The organism is Bacillus sp. FSL K6-2841 (assembly GCF_037976435.1).
In the GTDB taxonomy this organism is placed as follows: domain Bacteria; phylum Bacillota; class Bacilli; order Bacillales; family Bacillaceae; genus Bacillus; species Bacillus pumilus.
Genome location: NZ_CP150266.1, coordinates 872594 through 890335, shown reverse-complemented (window position 1 = coordinate 890335; position 17742 = coordinate 872594). Strand labels below are relative to the sequence as shown.

The window sequence follows — 17742 nt, the reverse complement described above, 5'->3', positions numbered from 1 at the left end:
CGATTCGTGCTTGCCGGTTATTTGACTCCACGTTATTTAAATAACTGCGTTAACACTCGGTCTTGTTCCTTAGAGCTTGTCTCTTGCTGCATGACATTTGATTCTTGGATCAAATAATGCGGCCTCTTTTTCGTTTCATAATAAATGCGGCCAATATATTCACCAATCACACCTAGACTCAAAAGCTGGACACCTCCGAGGAAAAGCACAGCCGATATTAAAGTGAAATAACCAGGTACTATCACGCCCGTTTTGACGATTTGAATAAAGGTGGCCACGATGTAAATCAAAGAGAGGAATAAGATCAGTATGCCAGTATAAAAACAAATACGCAGCGGGCGGTTGTTAAAGGAAATAACGCCATCTATGCCATAGTTAAACAACTTCTTTAATGACCATTTTGTATCACCATGCTGTCTTTCTACATTTTCATAATAGATGACCTTTTCTTCAAACCCAATCCAGCAAAAAAGCCCTTTAGAAAAACGATTTCCTTCTTTCAGCTGAAGCAATGCATCGATTGCTTGGCGCGAAATTAAGCGGAAATCTCCGACGCCATCACGCAAGTCCACTTCGACTACCTTGTTCATCACTTTATAGTACATGGATGATAAGTAAGAGCGAAGCTTGCTGTCTCCTTTACGGTTCCGTTTGGCAATGACTTGATGGTAGCCTTCTTCATATCCTCTGACGAAGTCCTGAATCAAATACGTTGGGTGCTGCAGGTCGGCGTCCATGATGATCGCAGCTACTCCCTTCGCATATTCAAGTCCTGCCAGAATAGCGGCTTCCTTCCCAAAGTTACGTGAGAAGGAAATATATTTGACCTTTGCACTTTTGCGAGAGAGCTCTCTCATATATTGAAGTGTATTGTCTTTGCTTCCATCATTCACAAAAATGATTTCAAAGTCATAATGAAAATCGCGAAACTCTTCCTCGAGTGCCTCAAAGATTCGTCTGATGTTTTCACCTTCATTGTAAGAAGGAATTATAACAGAGAGCAATTCTCGTTCCATATCGCACCTTCTCTTCACTTTTTTCACATAGTCTGATATGTTCATTATTCCTTTTTTATCAGGAAACGAAACCCTTTTTTATTATCCATAAATTACATGTTTCTTTAATCGTTCCATTATATCAAAGTTTTATTTCCATTGATTTTCAGCAAGATGAATTTAATGTAATTTTAAGTTTAACCATTGTAAAAAGCCTGTAATTTCGATCACAGACTGGGTATTGTATCATAAAATTGTTTACTCATTTATATATTTTCCTATTTATTGAAAAAGATGAGGGGGCACTTCTTTTAATGAAGCAGCCCTTTATTCTGCTCTTGTAGATGCTCGTTTGCCTTCGATTGTTTATTTTGGAATAAATGCAGCTGCGCACCGTAGCTCTCAATCCACTCTTGGACAATCCGTTCAGTTGTTTCCTGTCCTTTATACTTGTGGCCAGCCTTTGCATAGGTCGTTTCAAAATCACTCCAAAGCAGCTCTACCCATGTACGTGCTTCGTCATATGTCAGCATATTGTTTTTTTCCATCAGTTGTTCTGTTAATCGCTCAAAGTATTGTTCCATGTCGGTTCCTCCTTCATCTAGCAGAAAGTGCCTTTTTAAAAAAACCTCTTTTTTCATATACTACCCTTACGTCTTCAAAAGACGCAAATGATTTGTATTGTTTGGAGGGAATCGATATGCGTAATAAAGCAAAAGGCTTTCCAAATCAAGTGAATCACAAATTTGAAGGCGAGCCAGGCGCCACAGATGCTTATGCGTCTAAAAGGCCGAATGGTGAGACGAATACACGTCCACAGGAACGAATGAGGGCATCAGGGAAACGCTAATTTTTCCAAAGGGAGTGCTTGAGATATGAGTTCAAATGGGAAATCGTATATGGAAGACTTTGTTCAACTAAGGACAACCGCTTACCCTCAACCATGGGCGAATGCAAAGCATTCTGCCTCTCAGGTCAACGGAGAAACGCAGCAAACGCAGCACGACATCGTACTTCAGAACAACGTCCGTAAACAACGTTCGAAGTAAAGAAAAGGACTGATCTCTCGGATCAGTCCTTTTTCGTAAGCATTGAAATTGGCAGTGCATCTTCCTTATTTGGGGCTGATACTCTGTGTCCCCACGCAAATACACCATTTAAATATTCCACGTAAAACTCTTCATCTGTATCTTTGATTTGATAAGTCGTTTTCGTTTGAATCAAGGCTGGATCTACTAAGTAGGCTTTGGCCATATCGATTTTCCGTTCTAAGACGGCATATTCATTCACAATGCCAAGCTGCTCAGCCTTTCGTGCTTTTTCAGAAAGAGAGGCTATCTCCTGCTTCAATTCGTATTCCGTCATCTCACTATAACGTTTGTCCATCTGTCATTCCCCTTTGTCTAAAACGTGATCAATTGTGTCGAGATCAAAGCCTTTTCTGAATAAAAATTGCTTCACCTTCATCCTCTTTTCAAATGATCCGTCGTATCCTACCTTTCGTTTTGCCTTCTCCATCATATAAAGGAGCGCTTCTTCTTCCTTTTCCTCTTCTTGTCCATCATAGGCTTCTTGAAGGGCTTTATCAATGATCTCAAACGAAAATCCTTTTCGCTGCAGCTGCAGCTTGATGCGCTGCTCGATCTCTTTTGCGGAGCGATTTTTTTCTTTTCTCACAAGCTTCTGAACCTGCTTCACAGCTTCCTCCAGCTGTAAGTCATCAGGATATTGCGATAGTGCTTGTTCAATGTTGTCATCATCTATCCCTTTGAGCTTTAGCTCTTTTTTCAGGACGGACGGCCCTTTGCTGTTCGTTTTACGGTGGGTGCTGACATAGGCTTCCGCAAATTCAAGATCATTTACATACTTGTAATGCTTTAATTTGTGTATAATTTCACTAATGGCAGGTGCCGGGATTTCTTTTTTCGTCAAGTAATCGGTGACTTCTTTCACCGATCTCATTCGGTAGGATAAATAATCGACGGCCTGCTGAAATCCTTTTTTCACAGCATCACCGAATTGAATGTCGATGATATCGGCTTCGTCCAGCTCTTTTCCCTTTTTCAAATCGTGCTGGACGAGCACATCTAGATCCACGCTAAACGCGTACTTTTCATCAAGAAAGATGTTTACCCGCTCTGTATTGTTTTTCTGAGCGGAGATTTTTGTAATATAGGGCATCCTGTGATCACTCCTTTTTTCAAACAGTCAGGATGTTTCTTCTGATTCAAATTCGTGAAAGATATAGGTATGTATATGAGAGGAGAGATGTCAATTGAATATCGCCATCACCGGAGGAACCGGTTTTATCGGCCAGCACGTCACGAAAGTGCTCGCTGCTGAAGGACATCATCTATATATTTTAACAAGAAATCCAAAGGAATCCGAACAAAATCATTTACACTATGTGCAGTGGCTGACAGAAGGTGCTGCGCCTGAGCATGAATTGCCTGCGATTGATGTCTGGATTAACCTTGCTGGAAAATCCATTTTCACCCGCTGGACAGACAAGGCAAAAGAAGGCATCCTCTCTAGCCGTATTCAATCCACACAAGAAGTAAGGCGCATTATAGAAGCGCAGGAACCGAAACCATCCGTGCTCATTCAAGCAAGTGCTGTCGGAATTTATGGCACGTCTCAAACAGGAGATTTTACAGAGGAATCACCTCCTGCGGATACTGATTTCTTAAGTCATACATCTAAGCGTTGGGAAGCTGAGGGGCAAAAGATTGAAGCACTCGGCATTCGTACCGTCTACACACGCTTCGGCGTCGTGTTAGGAGAAAAAGGTACCTTGCCACTGATGACACTGCCATATAAACTATTTGCCGGCGGAACGATTGGCTCCGGCTCGCAATGGGTTTCATGGGTTCATGTCGAAGATGTAGCACATCTCATTGCTTATGCCATACACAATGACGACATCTCAGGTCCACTCAATGTCACATCACCGAATCCTGTTCAAATGAAACAGCTTGGACAAACGATAGCGTCTGCCCTTCACCGCCCTCACTGGCTGAAGGTTCCATCCTTTGTCATTCGAACGGCACTTGGCGAAATGTCATTACTTGTTTTAGAAGGTCAGCGTGCGCTGCCAAAGAAGGCATTGCTTTCTTCTTATGACTTTTTGCATCCTGAATTAAAAGAAGCGATTTTGCATTCAAAGGAATAAATTTTGTCAAAAACACCCATCCTATTAGAAATGAGATGAGGGGGCGATTTTGATGAAGAAAAAAGAACACCAGCCAACTTCAAAGCTGAAGAAAACCCAGGAAGTCCTGTATCAGCAGGAATTCAAAAAAGCGGAAAGAGCAGCAGAAAAAAGAAACAAATAAGATGGATATTCCACTCCAACAAGCACATAACTAAAGTGATCTTGTAAAGGAGGGAAAGGCTTTGAAAAAAGACCAACACCAAAAAACCAATCACGAACTTGCAGCACAAGAGTCGGATGGCGAATATGTTGAATTTTCCAAAGAACTTGCAGATCCGAATGACGTAAAAGCAATGGCACGTATGAAAGCAGCCGACCAGCGCGCCAAAAAACAATAAGTAAAAAGCAGACCCTTTAGCGGTCTGCTTTTCTTTTATTTGATTTCAGTAAGAAGACTTGATGCTTTCTGACGTGATTTTTCCTCAGGCACCTCTTCTGGATAACCAATATGAAGGATGGCAGCAAACCGCTCGTTTTCCTTTAGACCCATGTCCTGTTGAAAGCCTTTGTTGTATAAGATGCGGCCGCTCTTCCAGACCATACCGATTCCTTGATCCCAAGCAAGCAGCTGGAAGTTTTGAATGAGTGCGCTCACAGCGGCAAAATCATCATTTCTCACTACTGGGTTTTCGTCTTCCTTTAACACTACAAGTAAAAGGGCTGGAACTTTTGAAAAGTAATCTCTATATTGATTGATCTTTTCTTCCTTTGCATCTGGATTGTTGCGTTTGAAGAACGCAACGAAGCGATCAACAAATGTCGCTTTCGCTTCCTCCGTCACTGCATATAGAAAGCGCCACGGCTCCGTAATTTTATGATTCGGTGCATAGACCGCATCCTCTAATAACGGCTGAAGCTGCTCAATGGTCACAGGCGTTTCTTTGAATTTCCGAATGGATCGTCTATATCTGACAGCGTCTCGTACCGTTAACGCTTCTGTTTGTTGTTTGATTTCTGGCATATGTGTCATCCTTTCAATCAATCTTAATTGAAATTGATTCTCATTCACATTATAAACATCATTTCGAGCAGTTGCAAATGATGTTTCCCCTCCCGTCTGCTAAAAAGTTGTTTGAGTTTTTCAAGTAATGTTACAATCATATTACGTTTTAAACAAATTTTGAGAAAAAAGCCAAGATGATGAAATGATTTCAGGTATTCCCATTTTGTCTGATTCGGTTCTATTGTCAAAAGGCTTTCAACCCATGATTGGAAGGGAGGCTTCTGGATGGAATGAAAATCAATATCGGGCAAATCATTAAGCTCTACCGGTATAAACAAAATATGACCCAATCTGAATTGGCAGAAGGAATTTGTTCTGTCTCTCATTTAAGTAAAATCGAAAATGGCTCAAAAGAGGCCAATCAAGATACGATCAATTTACTGCTTGAACGACTCGGCATCAGTCAAGAAACGCTGTCACAAAAGGCTCGTCACCTGCTGTCACTCTTGGATGAGTTTCAAATGAATATGTATTTCTATGCACTCGATCAAGCGGAACAAAATGCAGAAATGATCATTCAGCACGAGGAACAGTTCTTTTCGCTGGATTTAGGCATTCAGTATCATTTGTCCTTATTTCAATTTTATTTATTATCGGACAAGCAGCCGCTTGCCTTAAAAACACACCGCGTACTGAAAAAGTTTGAAAAAACCTTTATTGAAACGGAAAAAGAAATATTTGAATATCTAGATGGCATTCATCTCATTAAAAATGGTCAGCTTGAAGAAGGCATAAAGAAACTGGAAAGCTGCTTTTCTTATGCGTCTGTTGAACAAAGTGACCTGTATTATCACTATGCAAAAGCACTTGGAAACATGGGACATCTTGGTGATGCGCTTGAAGCAACCCACCAAGCGATGGATTTATATAGACAAAAAAACAATTTCAAACGGATCATTCACTGCACACTCATTCATGGCGTGATCTCACTGGAACTAAAAGCCTTTCAAACAGCGAAGAAATATTTAAAAGAAGTGATTTTGCACACATCCCTTTATCCTGATGCCTATATTAAAATGACCGCATATTTTTATTATGGGGTACTTTTAAAACGGGAGGGTGATTTCTCTTCAGCTGTGCCTTATTTACTAGATTCACTCAATTACTTTAATCAAGAACAGATAGAAGACCGTTACTGTGAAACTCTGTATGAAATCGCGACATTATATGCTGAATACGACCGCAAAAAGGCACTTCCCTACATACATGAGCTGTTAAAACAGCCTCGTATTCAGCCAAACTGTTTATATATGATCAAAATCTATAAATTGATGATTGAGGAAAACCCTCTTGATTTGAAAACCTATTTAATCGAAGCAGCCCTTCCTTACTTTAAACACAATGAGCTGCACAGTGAGTACTTGTTTGCTCTAAGAACCTTGCTTTCCTATGCGGCTTCTGAGCTTGACGAACGTACCTATATGTCCTACACGAAAACGCTGCTTCATCATCTTGCATCATATGTCCCCTATTACAAAAAAGCATGACCTTCTGCCGATCGAAGGTCATGCTTTTCCTATTCATTAAATGGTCTTCTGTTGATCTGTATCAGGACGGGTGACTTGTTTGACTGAATGAACATACCGCTTTCTCGCAAAGTAATCGTACGCATGCTGCCCAAAGCCTAACCAAATGCTGAGCACGATGAATGGGATCGTTCCCCATAATGCAGGGATATTGCAAGCAATTTTCAGCAATGTATAGATCCCCGAATTTTTTTGGTTTTTGGCTAAGGAAATTGACACGATCCGCTTTTCTGCCTTTTCTTCACTTATTTTGTTCAGTTTGAGCAGCTGCGAGTGTCGAAAGGATTCAAAATGAATACGGTTCTTCCAATCGAGAGCTTTCAACAAGTCTATCGCTTTTGCACATGAAGGACTTTGCCCGTCATAAAACACAAGCAGCCTAAGTGATTTGATGGAACGCTGTTCTCTTTTTTTCGATTCAGCGAGCTTCTTTTTTTCCTGATCGAGATAAATGATTTTTTTCATAGATTGATCGCCAGCCCTTTTCCGTCATTTGTTTTTTTAGTTCGTTCAAAGGAGATTACAACTAGATTACTATAGTTGCTGGGCCTCTTGTATTGGGAAAAAGCAAACCAACGTGCGTTATATGAGCCTTTAGATAAGGGCAAAATTGAGGTTTTCATGGCACATATGAGGTTTTTCAACTAAAAATGGTTGGGAAAATCGTGATGCGTTGCGGTTTTCTGCGGTTTTTTGTAGAATTCTGCGGTTTTTCTACATCTTTATGCGGTGTTTTGTAGGTGAAACGCAAAAACAAGATAAAAAAAGACTACTTCCCTTTGCGGCGAAGTAGTCTTTTGGTTTATATTTTTTCCAAAACTTCTACTATTTCTTTCTCAATATCTTTCCATAAGTAACGATCTGTCGTATAGTGATGTGCGGCTTCTTTCGCAAATACTTGAAAAGCTTCCTCAAAATCAGGAGCATCCTTGTCTGGTTTTTTCTCATCAACAAAGCGTTGTGCTTCTGTTGAGCGTGGTCCCCATTTTCCTACTTCATTCCCGTCTTGATCAATGATCACGATAATCGGAATCGATCTTGCGGTTCCGTTCGTTAAATACTGATCCATCAGGTCTAGATGCTCGTCCCGAATGAAATAGCGCGCTTCAATGAGTGCTTCACTTGCAATACGCATGAAAATTGGTACATTGACCATCGCATCTCCGCACCAATCCGCTGTGATGACAAGCGCTCTGAGCTTTTTCTTTTGCAGCTTTTGAAGCAGCTCTTTTTCTTTTTGATGAATTGCGTACTGGTTGTACACCGTGAGTAGATTTTCTCGGTTTTTCTCCATGTTGTGTACATATGTACGTTCAGTTAATCCCTTTGCAAACCATTCATTTAATGTCATATTTACATCCCCCTTACTCTTCAACTTTACCACTTTTGCTATTCTTTTGTCTAAAAAAACCTTCACCTAGTGAAAGGTAAAGGTTTTTGATCTATGGACGCCGGTTGCGATTTGGGTCCATCCCTATCAGCTTGGTGACAAGCACCATTGTGACAGGTAAAGATGTATTCTTTTTATACGCTAAATATTTTCCGCGCCATTCAGGTTTATATTTCTGTTTAAACGAGCGTAATCCACTGAAGCTGTACATAAATCTGACGTTGTTGAAAATAACACTCGCCAAACGCTCCGTGAGAAAGGACTGATGAAATGTTCCTACATTTGATAAAGGCGCCATTCCCATGTTAAAGGATTTGTAGCCTTTTTCTTTCGCCCATTGAAAAAGGTGGATAAACAGCGCATCCATCATCCCGTTCGGTGCATCATGCATATGACGCATAAGGTCGATCGATATCTCCCCTTCTTGATACATCGGCATTAATGACACAAATGAAATGATCTCCCCATGTTCATCCTTCAGTATCGCAATTGGTGCTTTTTGAAGATAATCTTCTTGAAAATAGCCGAGCGAAAACCCTTTTTCTTTTTTCTTTCCAAGCCAGCTATCAGAAATCTGTTTTAAGGTTGAGATCAGCTCATCTGAAAAAGGAGGTTCCAGCATGTCAAACGTATAGCCTTCTCGTTCAAACTTATTGGCCACAGCCCGTAAATTTGATTTTTTCTTACCGGAGAGAGAGAACGTTTCTAAATCAACCATGGCTTCTTCTCCAAGCTTAAAGAAATGAAAGCCTAAGTCATGGTAGAGCGCCATTCCTTCCCGTTCTACTTGATAAAAAGCGACGCGATAGCCTGCTTTTTCTGTCTGCTGTAAAAACTCTTCAAGCACAAGTGGATAGGATGCTTTACGTCCAGAGGGATCTCCGAGCACAATGACGCAGCGGCCAATACGTCCAAATTGAAGCATTGCCTCTCCATCACTTGAGAAAAATAATTTTTTATCGCCTAAAAAGCCAAGATGACTAAGGGCATTGCCGCCCTTTTCTTCTAAAAATGTTTTTAGTTTTTCTTCATCTGCTTTTTCTCCAATCGGAAATGCTTTCTTATTAAAAATCAATTTACTAATGAAGAAGAAAAGCGGTACACCGATGAGCGCAATCATGCTTGTCATCGTGATATGCCGTTCATTATGCACGAGGTAATCCTTACTCAAGAAATGCCCGATTTTGGTCCAAATAAAGTTGCCGATGACGTTATAGTTAAACAGCACGAGTAAATAACCAGCGGCAGCTGCTACAAACTGATACAACGAATAAGGAGCCTGCTGCTTCACAAATTGATTTCGAAGAGAGAAAAAGACAGCCATGATGACTGGCAATATAAAGATGAGACTCAGGTTAAACCCTTTTAACAAAGTAAACACAAAGCCGCCTGCTAGGGCGATCATCGTTAGCACGTACGATCTTTTCGTTCGTTTGTACACTTCAATGGACAAAACCATCAGGATAATGCCGAACATTAAAGAAAGACCATTAAATCCTGATAACAAAAAGCGTGGAATGCTTGTAATTACACCTAATCGATCGACAGGAAGGACAACAGACGCCATAATGAGCAAGCCGCTTCCAAAGGTTAAAATTGATAATGATCCGTACAGTAAACGGATTAATAAAGCACGGTGCAGCACAATTAAGACGTTCGTTGTTTCTACGGCTGGTGCCATTCTGGGATTGCCTTCAAGACGTCTAAGCGTCGTTCCCGTTAAATCATAAGCAGCTAGACAAAGCCCAAGGATAAACGGGAAGATCGAGTACACGAAGCGGTACAAAACGAGCGCCGTCAGCACCATCTCTTTATCAAACCCAATGTACTGCATACTCAATAAAAAGATGAGGTCAAACGAACCAAAACCGCCCGGAACCATACTGATTAAACCGCCAATTGACGCAATCGCAAATACACCTAATACAATCCGGACATCGACATTCATCCCCATAGAGACGACAGCCATGTACATGACAAGACCAGCTGCGAGCCATTCTAAAAACGATGCACCAATATAAGCGTAAATCGGATGCTTCAGTCCGCTTTCACCGCTCTCAATTGAGCTTTTTCGTACGGACGCCATAATGATGTAAATAGGCACAATACAAGCAAAGATGATCACAAAAGCCCACAGCCACGGCTCTTGGCTGATAATACTTTCAACAGGAAGCACCCTCACCAAGATCAGATCGCTGAAAATAGATAAGCCCAAAAGGACCGAGGAAGTCAAAAGGGCAATGCCTTTGAGCAGTTTTTTCGTATCGGTTATGTACTCCTTATATAGAAGTGTTCTAAGCCCTGCTCCTGATAGACCGCCGAACCCAAGGACACTGTTAAAGGAGTTCGCAATCCAAGAAATGCGAATCGTTTTCCAGCCGCTGATGGGCATATTCAGGCTTTTTCGTAAAATAAAATCATATAAGGACATCGATAACACTGCAACAAGTCCAAGAAAGACAAGAATAAACAAGTCCATTCGATTCAAGCTGTCAATGATATAGAACGTTTTTTTAATGGAAAGGCCGCTCAGTTCCTTCTTGGCGACAAATATTAAGACAAGGATAATCACGATCGGAAAAAGCATTTTTAAGATCGTCATACCCGTTTTTTTGTTCCACATGTTTTTCCCAACTTTCTAAGTTGCTTCATTTATTTCGACTGAACATTATTATACAACAAATACCACTTGATTCATGCAGTTTAACATTCAAAAGCTTGACGAACCTTTCAATTAGAAGTAAAAATCAGTAATATAGAGAAAAGAGCCGCTTAAAGGAAGTGAACAAGCGTGGAATACAATATTCATGACACCACAGTATTAAAAGAAGAGATTCTATCTCCAGAGGAAAAAAAGACATGGGTGCTTTATATGAAAGTACTCACAGCTGCAGGTCTTGGAGATGTGTCAGAATGGATGAAGCTCGATATGAGTATGCCTCAAATGAAGGTACTCATGCTGCTCAATAACCATGGCTCTCTCAAGGTATCCGAAATCGCTGAAAAAATGGGCGCTTCTTTGTCCAATATGACAGGTCTGCTTGATCGGTTAGAACAGTCTCATTTTGTTGAACGAAAGCACTCTGAGCGTGACCGGAGAATCATTGTCGTCGAACTAACTGAGGAAGCGAAAAATATTTTCAGAAGCATTTATCAAAAAGGACACGAAAAAATCAAAAACTCCCTGCAACGGCTCAATGACGAGGAAAAAGAAAAAGTCAACGAAGGGCTGGCTATTTTAGAAAAAGCACTGCGTCCTGAACGCGGCTAAACATGAAAAGGAAAAAAGACGGTCACTTGAGATCCGTCTTTTTTAGTTCTTCTACTTGTTTATCTGAGAGGATGAAGGTTTTTTGAAGAACGACTCTGTCATCCCATAAAAGATAGGCTAAACCGATGATGAGAAATAGAATGCTGATCCACGTACCGCCAGGGAGCAGCTGTTCAAGTTCCTCAATCGTTCTTTCTGAGCCTAAGCTGTTACTATAGCGTATCTCAAAAAGAACATATTTCGCTAAATAAAACAATGCCGCCATACAGATAAACATGGCGCCGACAATTCTTCTACCAGACATGCGTTTACTCCTTTAATTCCACTGATTTCTTTTGATTAATTCCGTGATATGGGCAAGATGATGCTTTGAGTGCCAGACGTACATACCTGTTGCATCATATAAGGACACCGTTTGTTGATCGGCTGGGTGATAATAAGAAGCGTTGAAGTCTTCCTCTGACATTCCCCGCAGTAAAGTGCCCCACCTGCGATGCAGACTACTGATTAAGGGCAGTGATAGGCTGATGGACGCTTTGCTGTCTGGAAGCTCGGCGAATCCCGCCTGATCATATGGACGTATGTGCGGTGTTTCTTCTGTGAGCGCAAGCTTGAATCGTAAGTATGCATTCAGATGACTGTCTGCTACATGATGAATAAGCTGACGGACGGTCCATCCTCCAGGCCGATAAGGTGTATCCAGCTGAGCATCTGTCAATTGATTGGTGACCGTTTCATATTCTTGGGGAATCTCAGCCAACCGATCTATCCATGACTCTAGCTGTTCCTTTGTTTTATTTTCAACTGGTTCATATAAGCCAATCGGATATTGTAATGACGTCATACCCTCTCCCCTTTCTCAAATCCTTCAAGTACAAATTTGCCAATCATCTTTCCTTGTTCAAGGGTTTGATGTGCCTGCTTCAAGTTAGCAGCATTGATCGGACTGAGAACCTTTGTTAAGGTATGCGTTATTTTTCCCTGCTCAAATAACTCACCCGCCTCTGTCAAAAGCTCATGCTGTTTGATCATGTCCGCTGTTTCATACATAGGGCGTGTGAACATGAATTCCCATACAAATGCCGCACTTTTATTTTTGAGTAATTGAATGTCTAGGTTGTGCTGATTCTCGACAATGGTACAGATCGTGCCTTGCGGTTTTATGGCTTCTGCCATGCCTTTGAAATGTCCGTCTGTATCATTTAGGCATAAAATGAAATCCACTTCGCCTATTTCTTTTTCCTGAAGCTGCTCAAGAAGCGGCTCATGATGATCAATGATATGATCAGCACCTAATGACAGACACCACTCTTTTGTTTCAGGTCTCGATGCAGTAGCAATCACAGTGGCATTTGCTAATTTGGCTAGTTGTATGGCAATAGAACCTACTCCGCCTGCACCGCCGATGATGAGCAGTGTTGCCCCTTCTGCATTTCGTTTCATATGCATCCGGTCAAATAACGCTTCATATGCCGTAATCGTCGTCAGAGGCATCGCGGCTGCTTCTGCAAAGGAGAGATTGACAGGCTTTTTTGCCACAATCCGTTCATCCACAAGCTGATACTCACTATTTGAGCCTTGACGCGTGATATCTCCCGCATAGTATACGTGATCACCTGGCTGAAATAATGTACATGCTTCGCCAACTTCAACAACTGTACCGCTTGCATCATAGCCAAGAATTTTCAGTTTTTCTTCCTTCTGATCCTTCGGTGATCTCACCTTCGTATCAACTGGATTCACTGACACAGCCTCTACCTTCACCAGTATATCCCTGCCCGTTGCTTTAGGCTTTTCTACTTCCTGGTCCATCAAGCTTTTCTCATGCTCGATCGGTAAGTACTCCAATAATCCAACAGCTTTCACTCGCTTGCACTCCCTTTCTCTATGCTTCTTTTCCACATTTTATCATAATTTTCTGATGTTTATAGGTAATCAAACGAGTGAATGCACATTAAGAACTCTTCAAAGCCTTTCTCTCCCTTGCTATATAAGAAGGGCGTGTCTTTTGCAATGAAGGAACATAGGAAAACCAGCTTTTGGATTTAAAGAATAGCTGAACGTAATAAAACTGGATGTGCTGAAGGGAAAAGAGCATGAATAGAAAAATAGCTAGTAAAAGAGTTAGGTGATCAGCTGCTCCATGCATCCATTCCGTGATAAAGAAAACAACAAAACCGATCATGATCAACTGTTCCAGCCTTTGCATGAGCTGGGTCAAGACATGTCCTCGTTTCGATAGATCACCAGACTGGCGCTTCCTGATCTTTCTCGATTTATAAAACCAAATGGTACATTCTACTAAGTTATGAGTCATAAAAAGAGCGATGAGGGCGATCAATAAAGGTGATGGGGTATAAAGGACTTGTGCAACGTATGGAAACACTAAAAAATAACATGCAATACATGCGTGTCTCACTGATAAGAGAAATAGTTCTTTTTCTATGTATGGTTTCATCTGTGTCACCTCCATATGTACTACGTCTGCTCTGCCATAAAGTTCCCTCTGCCTATCAAAAAAGGATGCCAAAAAGGCATCCTTCCTGAATCATATTTAAAATGCAGCGCTTAGTACGACAGGTCCTTGCGGCAGCTTGTTATCCTTTTTTGGTTCAAGGGTGACTGCCACGGTATCCCATGATTCGCTTGCTTCTTTTTCAGATAACGCATAGGTGACGGTTCCTTCTCCTTTGTTATCTGTTTTAAAGGCACCAGCTGGTACCGGCTGATCTCCTTTAATGAGCCACACTTGATAAACAGCAGATGAATCAAGCTGACCCTTTAATCCGTCTGCACTCACAACCAGCTCTTTTTTGCCGTTATGCTCAATCACTGAAAAAGCACCCGTTGTTTTTGGTGATGCGGCTGATGCCAGTGATTTTGTCGCAACAACTCTGACAGGTTCTTCCGCCTGTTCTTTTCCATTCGATAAGAAATACACGTTTCCAGCTGCTGAAATGAGAAGCAGTGCGGCAACGAGCGGCAATAGCCACTGGTTTCGTTTCTTTTGCAGTGGTTTCATCTCGTTTGGTTCACATGCTGCCTTGAGGTCTTTTCTATGGCTATTCTTTTCTTCGACTGTCTCTTCTTCAAACACCTGGGATAAAATACGGTCTTTCATCCCTGCCGGAGGTGTTTGGTCACCTGCTAGAAATGGAATGTCAGACATGAGCGATGTCAATTCTTCAAGCTCTTCTTTGCAAGCTGAGCAGTGCTTGAGATGCTCTTCAAATTGTGCTTTTTCATCTCCTTGGATATGCCCGTTGAAATAATCAATCACTTGATGTTTACACTGAGTCATGCCTCTTCCTCCTTTCCTCCGCGAGACAGTCTCGTCCGTAAGTGCTTCAATGACAATCGAACCCTTCCCTTCACTGTTCCAATGGGGATGCCTAGCTTTTCAGCAATGCTTTTTTGTGTCATTCCTTTAAAATAGACATCTTCTATGATGGTTTGCTGTTCTTTTGACAATGTAGATACTGCTTCACGTATGATTTGTTTTTCCTCGTTCCATTCGACTTCCTCTGACACATCTTCTTGATGATCGGCTAAATATTCAATATGCTCATCTTCTAGTGCCGTTTCGTTCCGGTGCTTTCTTAGAAGATCAATGGCCGTGTTGCGTGACATCATGAATAACCACGAGGAGAATTTCCCTTTATCCGTATGGTATTCTCCTATACCGCGCCAGAGCTTGATAAAGACTTCTTGAAGCACTTCCTCCGCAAGCTCACGGCTTCCAGTCATTTTATAAATAAACGAATATAACACACGTTCATAACGATCATACAGCACTTCAAGCGAAGGCTTGTGACGATCAAATTTGATCTTGTGATACAGCTCAGAATCTTTCAGTGTATCCATGGTCATCTCCTTCCTTTTTCATGAGAAAGAGCATGCTGCATTCATCATGAAATCCTTCACGTATTGCTTATCACTCGATTTGCTGAAATAAGCCTACTTTGTACTTTACTCTTTTTTCAAGGAGAAAAAAAGAGCGCCGAAAAAGGAAATGTGCTCCTCATGAGAATGTACTTACTGTACGAAAAGCAAGGCCATTTGGATCACTTATATCTAAAAAGTCAAGAATCCATGTGTTTCCATTCTCTGTTCAGTTGATTTTAGCAGACTCTCATGTCCCTCACAATGGAAATGAAGTAGAACGCATTTTTTCAACATGTCATAATAGAAGGTAACGAAATGAATTGGAGTGTTCTTACATGATCTTGACGATCGTTCTTTTTTTATTAGCAGGAATAGCAGAAATTGGCGGCGGCTATCTTGTGTGGCTTTGGCTGCGTGAAGCAAAACCTATCAGCTTCGGGATCGCCGGCAGCCTCATTCTCGTCGCTTACGGGGTCATCCCTACCTTCCAGCAGTTCCCGACTTTCGGACGGGTTTATGCGGCTTATGGCGGTGTATTTGTGGTTCTTGCTGTGTTTTGGGGCTGGTGGGTCGATCGAAAAACGCCTGATCTCTATGACTGGATGGGTGCTTTGATCTGTTTAGCCGGGGTCAGTGTGATGTTATTTGCGCCTCGCAGTTAATTGTCTCATGTCTACAAAACAAAAAGGGCTAAAATAAGGTTATTTTAGCCCTTTGTCTTCTTTTTAGCGTAAAGTTTACATTCTAAATTGTGTTTCGTATAACCGGCGGTACAGACCGTTCATTTTGAGTAACTCTTCATGCTTTCCTTGCTCTTTCACGCCTTCATTTGTGAGAACGATAATGCGGTCAGCATGCTGTATTGTCGCTAAACGATGCGCAATAATAAAGGTCGTTCGTCCCTGAGCCAGCTCTTCTAGTGATGCTTGGATAAAAGACTCTGTCTCGGTATCAAGCGAAGAGGTCGCCTCATCTAAAATGAAAATCGGCGGATTTTTTAAGAAAATACGTGCTATGGAGATACGCTGCTTTTGTCCGCCAGATAACATCATCCCGCGCTCACCAATGATCGTATCAAGCCCTTTTGGCAAACTATTGACTAAATCCATCAGCTGAGCCTTCTCTACTGCCTGCCAAATTTCCTCTTCCGATGCATCCAGTTTTCCGTATAGGATGTTTTCACGTATCGTTCCATGAAATAAATAAATCTCTTGCTGCACGACACCAATTTGAGAACGCAGCGATGCAAGTGTCATCTTTCTCGTTTCTATGCCATCAATTGTAATGCTCCCCTCCTGCCATTCATAAAAACGGGGAATCAGACTGCAAAGGGTCGATTTCCCAGCACCAGATGGGCCGACAATGGCAATTTTCTCTCCTTGTTTGACCTCTAGATTGATGTCATGCAGCACGGGTTTGTTTGATTCATATTGAAAAGAAACGTGGTCAAAAATGATATTCCCTTTTAACTGCTGGACTTCGATTGCATCCTCATCATCCTTTTCATCTGGTGTTTGATCGATGAGTGATGCGAATCGTTTAAAGCCGGCTGCACCTTTTGGATACATTTCAATGACTGCATTAATTTGTTGAATTGGTCCTAAGAAAATACCTGTTAATAGGACGAATGAAACAAATTCGCCATACGTCATATTTTTTTGCAATACAAACCATGCACCACACACGAGGCCAAATACCGTGACGCTTTTAATGAGGAAATGACTCACTGCTGTATGAACTGCCATCATTTGATACGTTGTCAGTTTTGTTTTTCTAAACTCCTCGTTATGTTCGATAAAACGATCCATTTCATGTGACTCATTTCCGAATGCTTTCACCACACGAATGCCGCTAATATTGTTTTCCACTCGTGAATGGAATTGTCCAATGCTTGAAAACATTTTATCAAAAGCAGCAGACATTTTTTTCGTAAAGTAGACGGATAATCCGATCAAGAATGGAACGACAATAAATGTAAGAACCGCAAGCTGCCAGTTAATCGATAGCATGAGGCCAAACGCGCCCGTTAATGTCATAATGGCAATAAATAAATCCTCTGGGCCGTGATGTGCCATCTCTCCAATATCCATTAAGTCATTGGTCATACGAGAAACGAGCTTGCCTGTTTTCTTTTGGTCAAAGAAGCGGAAGGACATTCTCTGTACATGAGAGAATAGCTGGTTCCTCATATCAGTCTCAATATTGATGCCCAGCTTATGGCCAAAATAGGTCACAACGTAATGCATGGTGGAGCTGATAACGTATAAAACAAGCAGCAAACTGCCCCAGAACCAAATGGCTTCCCAATTACCATTTGGCAGTAAATCGTCCATCACTTTACTGATGGCTAGTGGAAAGGATAGTTCGAGTAAGGCCGCCAGTACCGCACAGGAAAAATCTAATATAAATAGTCCCATATAGGGTTTGTAGTATGAAAAAAAGCGTTTAAACAATTGAC

General features: G+C 41.4%; 23 protein-coding genes. 8 read left to right on the top strand and 15 right to left on the bottom strand.

The genetic code is table 11. From position 1 onward, the window contains the following. Positions 1 to 32: 32 nt before the first annotated feature. Together MHH68_RS04250 and MHH68_RS04245 are read right to left on the bottom strand one after the other, a co-directional pair. Entirely contained in the window at positions 33 to 1016 is a 984-nt protein-coding gene (locus MHH68_RS04250) for a glycosyltransferase family 2 protein (RefSeq protein ID WP_212046482.1), read from the bottom strand. Positions 1017 to 1306: 290 nt separating this feature from the next. Next, entirely contained in the window at positions 1307 to 1579 is a 273-nt protein-coding gene (locus MHH68_RS04245) for a YfhJ family protein (RefSeq protein WP_003217809.1), read from the bottom strand. Between the two features lie 116 nt (positions 1580 to 1695). Here MHH68_RS04245 and MHH68_RS04240 point away from each other — a divergent pair, with 116 nt between their 5' ends. Continuing rightward, the gene (locus MHH68_RS04240; RefSeq protein WP_003217849.1) at positions 1696 to 1845 is read left to right on the top strand and encodes a small, acid-soluble spore protein K; all 150 of its coding nucleotides are present in this window, start codon (positions 1696 to 1698) and stop codon (positions 1843 to 1845) included. A 25-nt stretch (positions 1846 to 1870) separates the two neighbouring features. Beyond that, entirely contained in the window at positions 1871 to 2044 is a 174-nt protein-coding gene (locus MHH68_RS04235) for a YpzG family protein (protein WP_003217811.1), read from the top strand. Positions 2045 to 2066: 22 nt separating this feature from the next. Here MHH68_RS04235 and MHH68_RS04230 read toward each other — a convergent pair whose 3' ends face one another. Beyond that, positions 2067 to 2381: a YfhH family protein gene (locus MHH68_RS04230; RefSeq protein WP_169057378.1), complete on the bottom strand. Its 315-nt coding sequence runs from the start codon at positions 2379 to 2381 to the stop codon at positions 2067 to 2069. A 3-nt stretch (positions 2382 to 2384) separates the two neighbouring features. Then, positions 2385 to 3176 (bottom strand): recombination regulator RecX, encoded by a 792-nt coding sequence (gene recX, locus MHH68_RS04225; protein ID WP_268497959.1) that lies wholly within the window; start codon positions 3174 to 3176, stop codon positions 2385 to 2387. 94 nt (positions 3177 to 3270) lie between these two features. Here recX and MHH68_RS04220 point away from each other — a divergent pair, with 94 nt between their 5' ends. The 3 genes from MHH68_RS04220 to MHH68_RS04210 all read left to right on the top strand — a co-directional run bounded on the left by MHH68_RS04220 (position 3271) and on the right by MHH68_RS04210 (position 4547). Further along, positions 3271 to 4167, top strand: coding sequence for a TIGR01777 family oxidoreductase (locus MHH68_RS04220; RefSeq protein WP_106033152.1), 897 nt, complete (start codon positions 3271 to 3273; stop codon positions 4165 to 4167). Positions 4168 to 4219: 52 nt separating this feature from the next. After that, positions 4220 to 4330 (top strand): YfhE family protein, encoded by a 111-nt coding sequence (locus tag MHH68_RS04215; protein WP_017358836.1) that lies wholly within the window; start codon positions 4220 to 4222, stop codon positions 4328 to 4330. A 61-nt stretch (positions 4331 to 4391) separates the two neighbouring features. Beyond that, complete coding sequence (locus tag MHH68_RS04210; protein ID WP_012009317.1) at positions 4392 to 4547, top strand: YfhD family protein; 156 nt, start codon at positions 4392 to 4394, stop codon at positions 4545 to 4547. Between the two features lie 35 nt (positions 4548 to 4582). Here the strand turns inward: MHH68_RS04210 and MHH68_RS04205 are convergent, their stop codons facing one another. After that, positions 4583 to 5170 (bottom strand): nitroreductase, encoded by a 588-nt coding sequence (locus MHH68_RS04205; protein ID WP_339165293.1) that lies wholly within the window; start codon positions 5168 to 5170, stop codon positions 4583 to 4585. A gap of 272 nt (positions 5171 to 5442) precedes the next feature. Between MHH68_RS04205 and MHH68_RS04200 the strand changes: the two genes are divergently transcribed. Continuing rightward, on the top strand, positions 5443 to 6699 hold the full coding sequence (locus tag MHH68_RS04200; protein WP_061407125.1) for a transcriptional regulator: 1257 nt from the start codon (positions 5443 to 5445) through the stop codon (positions 6697 to 6699). Positions 6700 to 6735: 36 nt separating this feature from the next. Here the strand turns inward: MHH68_RS04200 and MHH68_RS04195 are convergent, their stop codons facing one another. The 3 genes from MHH68_RS04195 to mprF form a co-directional block, all read right to left on the bottom strand. Then, complete coding sequence (locus MHH68_RS04195; RefSeq protein WP_058015767.1) at positions 6736 to 7203, bottom strand: DUF393 domain-containing protein; 468 nt, start codon at positions 7201 to 7203, stop codon at positions 6736 to 6738. A gap of 337 nt (positions 7204 to 7540) precedes the next feature. Then, positions 7541 to 8089, bottom strand: a complete 549-nt coding sequence (locus tag MHH68_RS04190; protein WP_058015766.1) for a thioredoxin family protein — start codon at positions 8087 to 8089, stop codon at positions 7541 to 7543. Between the two features lie 91 nt (positions 8090 to 8180). Beyond that, positions 8181 to 10751 carry a bifunctional lysylphosphatidylglycerol flippase/synthetase MprF gene (gene mprF, locus MHH68_RS04185; RefSeq protein ID WP_268497963.1) on the bottom strand — a complete coding sequence of 857 codons (2571 nt, stop codon included), beginning with the start codon at positions 10749 to 10751 and terminating at the stop codon, positions 8181 to 8183. 168 nt (positions 10752 to 10919) lie between these two features. Between mprF and MHH68_RS04180 the strand changes: the two genes are divergently transcribed. Continuing rightward, positions 10920 to 11399: a MarR family transcriptional regulator gene (locus tag MHH68_RS04180; protein ID WP_003217817.1), complete on the top strand. Its 480-nt coding sequence runs from the start codon at positions 10920 to 10922 to the stop codon at positions 11397 to 11399. Between the two features lie 22 nt (positions 11400 to 11421). Here the strand turns inward: MHH68_RS04180 and MHH68_RS04175 are convergent, their stop codons facing one another. The 6 genes from MHH68_RS04175 to MHH68_RS04150 form a co-directional block, all read right to left on the bottom strand. After that, entirely contained in the window at positions 11422 to 11703 is a 282-nt protein-coding gene (locus MHH68_RS04175) for a hypothetical protein (RefSeq protein ID WP_339165291.1), read from the bottom strand. 12 nt (positions 11704 to 11715) lie between these two features. Next, positions 11716 to 12243 carry a YfiT family bacillithiol transferase gene (locus MHH68_RS04170; protein ID WP_339165289.1) on the bottom strand — a complete coding sequence of 176 codons (528 nt, stop codon included), beginning with the start codon at positions 12241 to 12243 and terminating at the stop codon, positions 11716 to 11718. After that, the gene (locus MHH68_RS04165; protein WP_339165287.1) at positions 12240 to 13265 is read right to left on the bottom strand and encodes a zinc-binding alcohol dehydrogenase family protein; all 1026 of its coding nucleotides are present in this window, start codon (positions 13263 to 13265) and stop codon (positions 12240 to 12242) included. Before MHH68_RS04165 ends, MHH68_RS04170 begins: the two co-directional genes overlap by 4 nt. 88 nt (positions 13266 to 13353) lie before the next feature. After that, positions 13354 to 13857, bottom strand: coding sequence for a hypothetical protein (locus MHH68_RS04160; RefSeq protein WP_339165285.1), 504 nt, complete (start codon positions 13855 to 13857; stop codon positions 13354 to 13356). 96 nt (positions 13858 to 13953) lie between these two features. Then, complete coding sequence (locus tag MHH68_RS04155; protein WP_339165283.1) at positions 13954 to 14700, bottom strand: anti-sigma factor; 747 nt, start codon at positions 14698 to 14700, stop codon at positions 13954 to 13956. After that, positions 14697 to 15263, bottom strand: coding sequence for a sigma-70 family RNA polymerase sigma factor (locus MHH68_RS04150; protein ID WP_339165281.1), 567 nt, complete (start codon positions 15261 to 15263; stop codon positions 14697 to 14699). The genes MHH68_RS04155 and MHH68_RS04150 overlap by 4 nt, the downstream gene beginning before the upstream one ends. A gap of 356 nt (positions 15264 to 15619) precedes the next feature. Here MHH68_RS04150 and MHH68_RS04145 point away from each other — a divergent pair, with 356 nt between their 5' ends. Continuing rightward, positions 15620 to 15946 carry a YnfA family protein gene (locus MHH68_RS04145; protein WP_169057368.1) on the top strand — a complete coding sequence of 109 codons (327 nt, stop codon included), beginning with the start codon at positions 15620 to 15622 and terminating at the stop codon, positions 15944 to 15946. A 75-nt stretch (positions 15947 to 16021) separates the two neighbouring features. Here MHH68_RS04145 and MHH68_RS04140 read toward each other — a convergent pair whose 3' ends face one another. Continuing rightward, a complete protein-coding gene (locus MHH68_RS04140) occupies positions 16022 to 17737 on the bottom strand; it encodes an ABC transporter ATP-binding protein (RefSeq protein WP_339165279.1) in 1716 nt (571 codons plus the stop codon). Positions 17738 to 17742 lie beyond the last annotated feature (5 nt).

What these genes read in the sequence shown, in the direction of transcription:
- MHH68_RS04250 (WP_212046482.1), bottom strand. Translation starts at nt 1,016, where the DNA reads ATGGAACGAGAATTGCTCTCTGTTATAATTCCTTCTTACAATGAAGGT.
- MHH68_RS04245 (WP_003217809.1), bottom strand. Translation starts at nt 1,579, where the DNA reads ATGGAACAATACTTTGAGCGATTAACAGAACAACTGATGGAAAAAAAC.
- MHH68_RS04240 (WP_003217849.1), top strand. Translation starts at nt 1,696, where the DNA reads ATGCGTAATAAAGCAAAAGGCTTTCCAAATCAAGTGAATCACAAATTT.
- MHH68_RS04235 (WP_003217811.1), top strand. Translation starts at nt 1,871, where the DNA reads ATGAGTTCAAATGGGAAATCGTATATGGAAGACTTTGTTCAACTAAGG.
- MHH68_RS04230 (WP_169057378.1), bottom strand. Translation starts at nt 2,381, where the DNA reads ATGGACAAACGTTATAGTGAGATGACGGAATACGAATTGAAGCAGGAG.
- recX (WP_268497959.1), bottom strand. Translation starts at nt 3,176, where the DNA reads ATGCCCTATATTACAAAAATCTCCGCTCAGAAAAACAATACAGAGCGG.
- MHH68_RS04215 (WP_017358836.1), top strand. Translation starts at nt 4,220, where the DNA reads ATGAAGAAAAAAGAACACCAGCCAACTTCAAAGCTGAAGAAAACCCAG.
- MHH68_RS04205 (WP_339165293.1), bottom strand. Translation starts at nt 5,170, where the DNA reads ATGCCAGAAATCAAACAACAAACAGAAGCGTTAACGGTACGAGACGCT.
- MHH68_RS04200 (WP_061407125.1), top strand. Translation starts at nt 5,443, where the DNA reads ATGAAAATCAATATCGGGCAAATCATTAAGCTCTACCGGTATAAACAA.
- MHH68_RS04195 (WP_058015767.1), bottom strand. Translation starts at nt 7,203, where the DNA reads ATGAAAAAAATCATTTATCTCGATCAGGAAAAAAAGAAGCTCGCTGAA.
- MHH68_RS04190 (WP_058015766.1), bottom strand. Translation starts at nt 8,089, where the DNA reads ATGACATTAAATGAATGGTTTGCAAAGGGATTAACTGAACGTACATAT.
- mprF (WP_268497963.1), bottom strand. Translation starts at nt 10,751, where the DNA reads ATGTGGAACAAAAAAACGGGTATGACGATCTTAAAAATGCTTTTTCCG.
- MHH68_RS04175 (WP_339165291.1), bottom strand. Translation starts at nt 11,703, where the DNA reads ATGTCTGGTAGAAGAATTGTCGGCGCCATGTTTATCTGTATGGCGGCA.
- MHH68_RS04170 (WP_339165289.1), bottom strand. Translation starts at nt 12,243, where the DNA reads ATGACGTCATTACAATATCCGATTGGCTTATATGAACCAGTTGAAAAT.
- MHH68_RS04160 (WP_339165285.1), bottom strand. Translation starts at nt 13,857, where the DNA reads ATGAAACCATACATAGAAAAAGAACTATTTCTCTTATCAGTGAGACAC.
- MHH68_RS04155 (WP_339165283.1), bottom strand. Translation starts at nt 14,700, where the DNA reads ATGACTCAGTGTAAACATCAAGTGATTGATTATTTCAACGGGCATATC.
- MHH68_RS04150 (WP_339165281.1), bottom strand. Translation starts at nt 15,263, where the DNA reads ATGGATACACTGAAAGATTCTGAGCTGTATCACAAGATCAAATTTGAT.
- MHH68_RS04145 (WP_169057368.1), top strand. Translation starts at nt 15,620, where the DNA reads ATGATCTTGACGATCGTTCTTTTTTTATTAGCAGGAATAGCAGAAATT.